3 protein-coding genes are annotated in these 4,860 nt (G+C 58.3%); 1 reads left to right on the top strand and 2 read right to left on the bottom strand.

Annotated features, from left to right (window positions below; all coding sequences use genetic code 11):
* The first annotated feature begins 150 nt into the window (after positions 1-150).
* Complete coding sequence (locus RHBS_RS24365) at positions 151-1,203, top strand: serine/threonine-protein kinase (protein WP_128646662.1); 1,053 nt, start codon at positions 151-153, stop codon at positions 1,201-1,203.
* Positions 1,204-1,287: 84 nt separating this feature from the next.
* Here RHBS_RS24365 and RHBS_RS24360 read toward each other — a convergent pair whose 3' ends face one another.
* Positions 1,288-4,029, bottom strand: a complete 2,742-nt coding sequence (locus RHBS_RS24360; RefSeq protein ID WP_128646661.1) for an ATP-dependent RecD-like DNA helicase — start codon at positions 4,027-4,029, stop codon at positions 1,288-1,290.
* A 259-nt stretch (positions 4,030-4,288) separates the two neighbouring features.
* A partial coding sequence (locus tag RHBS_RS29265) for a hypothetical protein (RefSeq protein ID WP_187298616.1) occupies positions 4,289-4,860 on the bottom strand: 572 nt, incomplete at its 5' end.

The raw sequence follows: 4,860 nt of genomic DNA, 5'->3' as shown, positions 1-4,860 counted from the left end.
CTAACCGTGCACCAGTCCCCTCGTCAGGTCCAACGGTCCGCCGCTGATAACGCCCTCGAGCACTACAGCCGAAACCGTGATCGCAGTTCCGCTGACCTTCGTGGCAAGACCCAACACTCGCATGCCATCGATACTGCCTACGATTAAGCAATGAGCGCCACCCCTGCCGCTCGAATCATCGCCGGCAGATACCAGGTAATCCGCAGACTCGGCGCGGGCGCATTCGGTGAGGTCTTCGAAGTCAACGACCTGTTCATGAGCCAGGTCTGCGCGCTGAAGTTCTTGAGGCCCGGTTCCGTCAGTTCCGTCTGGACCGAAGCACAAGTGCTGAGGCAACTAGAAGGCGAATACATCCTGCCGGTGAGAAATGCTGACTGGGCATCTGGGGTTCCGTACATCGTTACCGATGTAGCCAACAACGGCACTCTCACCGCACGCATACCGGCCGAGATCGGCGTCGAGATCAGCACCGCGGTTGGATGGACGCGGCAAGCCTGTCAAGGGGTCTCTCGGCTCCACGACCACAACCTCGTTCACCGAGACATCAAGCCCGACAACTTGTTTCTCGACGAGCGAGGTGACATCCTCGTCGGCGACCTGGGCCTAGCACAGTTCATGGACTCCCACGGTTTCGCAGATGCGGCCGGCACCCCCACAACCATGGCGCCTGAGGTGGTGTACGCATTCATGACTGGCGACCCACGCTACGAACGGTGCTACAGCGAACAGAGCGACGTCTACAGCCTCGGCGCGACCCTCTTCTGGCTGATCGCGGGGCACGAGCCTCACCGGCATATCTCCACATTTGCGGACCTGTGGAATCGCGCCACCCCAGACCTCTGGGACCACGCTCCGCACGTGCCGCAAGGCCTGCGTGATGTCGTCAACACCTCAATCGCACGCGATCCCGGCCAGCGATACGACAGCCCTGCCCAGCTTGATGCTGCGCTCGGAGGGCGCGTTCGCCCTTCGCGCAGTTGGCGGCGCATTCGCCCCCACAGCGGCCACACACAGTGCTTTGAAGGGACCAAGGGGACCTCGGTGGTGGAGGTCTGTGCCGAACCCGATCATGGCAGCACGGGGCGTCTTCGCATCGCCGCGCGACACCAACGAAGCGGGCGAGCCATTGCGCGGGTCACCCGCGTAGTCAGAAGCGGAGCGCTCTCGGCCGCGCTGCGAAGTGCTTTCCGCGCAATCAACTGAACAGGAACGCACCCAACGACATCTCAGACCCCGGTATCCATCCTGGGGGTCGATGCAGTGTGCGCCATCACTTGCTGGAGCAGACTACGGCTGCTGCCGTGACTGCTGACGTCGCGGACGCCTACCCACCGGCGTCAACCCCCGCCGTCTCTTCAGCAGATTCTCGTCTTTCGTGTTTTCGCTGACAGTCAGGCGGCTCAGTATCCTCTGCTGAGTCTCTGGCGTCCAGAACACGCGAAGCTGCCGGCGGGCCCGTGTGATTGCCGTGTAGAAGATACTGTGCGAGATACGCTCCTCATTTGCATCCGTGATAACAACCTTGACCGAGTCGTACTCAAGCCCCTGAGCCTTGTGGATAGACACCGCATACGCAACCTGGAAAGGGACGAGGGTTTCAACTACGTCGTCGTCCTCGTCACTGTTGCCTCGCTCGAACACATCGAACTGAACGATCGTGTCATCGACCTTCCGAAGATCTATCCCGTATACTTCAGCCTCGCTGACGTCACGTTTGAGGTCTACGTCGAAGGTAATTCGTCCCGGCACGCGTTCTATGGACGCTATCGTGCCTTTCGTGGTGTTCGAGATGACTCTCTTGAAACGGTTCGTTTCGTTGAACAATACGGGATCGCCGACCTTGTACGTGGACTCACCCCACGTGACCGCCTTCTCGGGATTGCTGGCCTGAAGGAAGCGGTTGACATTGTTAATGCCATACAGGCCGTCATAATTCAAGCACAGCACGATCTCATCATCGCTATGACGAGTGAACAAATCCTCGCCGAGAGCCATCGAGTAGCCATTCTTAGACAGAGACTCCTCAATGCGGTCGTCGAGGCCACGGACTCGGCTCCACAACGTAAGAAGTGCGTCGTCGTCAGTCCGATATGGTTTGGTGAGCTCGAAAGTGGAATTCTTCGGAATATACGACCGTGCGAGACTGAACCAATTTCCAAACTGGATTGCCTCAATCTGGTAGACGTCGCCAACGAGGACAAGCAGATCGAAAGATGTCTGCTGAAGGACCTTGAGAATGCTCTCGTTGTCGATAGCACTGCATTCGTCGATCACCAACACATCAACCGAGGACTCCTGTACACCACTATTATAGATGTGGCTCGCAATCGTGCTGAACTGGGTGTTCGGAGCGTCGACCCGACGCTTGAGGTTTTCGACAGCGGTGTTGGTATGCGCTAGAAATAGCTTGCTCTCGGCGGAGAAGTAGTTGGCTATGTGATTGACCATCGTTGATTTGCCTGTACCGGCAGCACCCGTGATTATGGCCACGTTAGACTCGTCGAATAGGGCGGTGAGAGCCTCTGCTTTCGCAGGGTCATTGATAATTTCTGGATTGGTATGGAGCCATTTGTTCACATCATCGGAGTGTCTCTCGACGCCTTCACCGGTTGCCTCTTGAAGCTTTTCGATAATTGCCACTGCGGCGTCTTCGTATCCAACGATGAACACGTGGCCGTTCTCGTGCTTGAGCTTTCGTGGTGCGTGCCTTGGAATGGAGGGGAGGCGGCCGTTGTGCGCTGCGATCAACTCATCGACGTCCCCGAGATCTTCGAACTCTGCTGCTGGCGTGTAAATTGTGCCGTGCTGCTCGACCAGGTTCTTAACACGCCGTGCGAGAAGCTCATGCTTTCGACCTGTTGGATCGATGCTCGCGGCGAGGTCTGCGAACCCAGGGACGTGACCGGCGGGAGATGTACAGAACGGCATCCTGTCGAACGGCGCAGATCGGGAGGTGAGGCGAAGCCCCGACAGCCATGGGTTGGGCTCCGAGTCAAGCTGCCCCTTGATAATCTGATTGCGCATGCGAAGCATCAGGTACCGCAGCACTCGGGACCCGGCACGGCCTGCCCGGACGTGCTGTCGGGCCTCGTCGAGAATTGGAAAGAGCACAGGTTTCCGACCAGAGTCGCCAGTCATGTCGGCGCGGAGACGTGCGTAGTCCGCATCACCCATGTCCATTAGGTCAAGGAGGCTCAAGCGGGTTCGAGTCAGGTATCCCATCAAATTGCGGTACTCGAGGTTCCTCGACTCGATTCGTGGTGCAGCACCGAAAATTCTGGCGAAATTTTCGAATTCGCAGGGCCGGATCGAGACTTCCCAATCGCGAATGATCAGGATCGGCATGTTTCGACCAAGGACCTCAATCGAATCGGTCGCGAGATCGAGATACGCAGCGTACCGATCGGTGATATCGACGTCGGTGAAGGCAATCGTGCGGTCGAACTTGCTCGAAGTATTGTGCGCCACGGAGAAGGTTACTTCGTAATAGATGTTTCCCTTGGCGAAGAAGGGACGCGAGCTGTGAATGTAGTAGCGATCCCGACGAGGTTCGGACGGTGTAGCGCGCGCGACTGCGATCCGCTCCGCAATCTTTTCATGATACTCCCGAAGTGACGGATCAAGATCGATGGGAAACTGTTCTAGATTGTTCAGGATCGCGATGCCAAGTTCATCGTGTACGAGTTTCCTTGTGCGGATGAGGTACTCGTAGTACTTGAGCATCAGGCGTTCGGAGGAATCTTTGTCGAGTGTGTAGTGCGATGCACTCGACTGAAGAAGATCATGAAACCTCGCCAATAGGCGGAACCTGGCTTTTGCTTTAGCATCGAGGACCGCCGCTGAGAGCTTGTTGTAATTGAATTCTGTGCTGGCGTCGCCGGCGTGCGCCCAGAGGATCAGACCTTCGACCAGGTTCCTCAACTGGGAGAGTAGGTTTTGGGCGAGTAGACCGCGGTCCCCGTTAGCATGCTGAATATTCTCGCATATGACGCTGTCGCAGTTCTTGACCTGCTCTTCGATTGACGCCATCGATCCAGATACCTCACTGCCTGCAATTTGGCGCACGAGAGTTGCACGCACGCCTAGGATGCTTCTAATCCTGGTCTATTCCGGAGGTGGCGTTGGGTAGAAACGCCTGAAATGTGATCGATGCGCCGACGTTCCTCGTGATGCCGCTCTCGTAGCGACGCATCCGCAGGGAAGGCCTCGCGGTAGGTAGTGACGAGGCCTGCGAGTGTATGGGCGCGTATCTGCCCCGTTGAGCGGGTCAAATCTCGGGTGTCGTGGGCTACTGCGTGATCGGGCGGTCCGTGAAGTGGACAACGCGTGGGTCTCGAATGGTGAACATCGTCGTGTCGGCGGAGTCCTGCTCAGCGACTGCGAACATCGTCACGCCACCCGATTGCTGTTCGGTGTGTTTCGCCTTCGAGTCGAACCATAGCTCGCGAGCTCGTCGGACAGCGAAGCTGACCTCGCGATCGAGGCGGACACGCTGAGCAGCAGACCAGCCCCGCCGGTCGACCTTCATCGTGCACTCGATGGCCGCATTTCCTCGCCTGGCTGCGTGCAGGGTCAAGGTCAGGACGTCGCCGTCCTCGACGGGATCAACACGCCAACGCAGCGGCGCGTAGAACACCCGTGGGGCTGACCGCGCGATCTTGGCTTCCCATGGCGCAATCTGTTTGAAGCAGTACAGGTAGTTGCTTTGGTCAACGCCGGGAATGGAGAGCGGGTGCCTTGCACGGACCTCCTTGCTGCCTAACGCCAGCCAGTGGTTAACGATACGTTCGAGCGTGTGAGCCCGCCGGCGCCCGTCGGGGTCCGTCCCTCCGCTGCCTGCCTGGCGCCGCCGGCCACCGG

The organism is Rhodococcus sp. BS-15 (genome assembly GCF_000813105.1).
Taxonomy (GTDB): Bacteria; Actinomycetota; Actinomycetes; order Mycobacteriales; family Mycobacteriaceae; genus Rhodococcoides.
The sequence above is the reverse complement of the archived record's forward strand: the minus strand, read 5'-3'. Positions and strand labels throughout refer to the sequence as shown.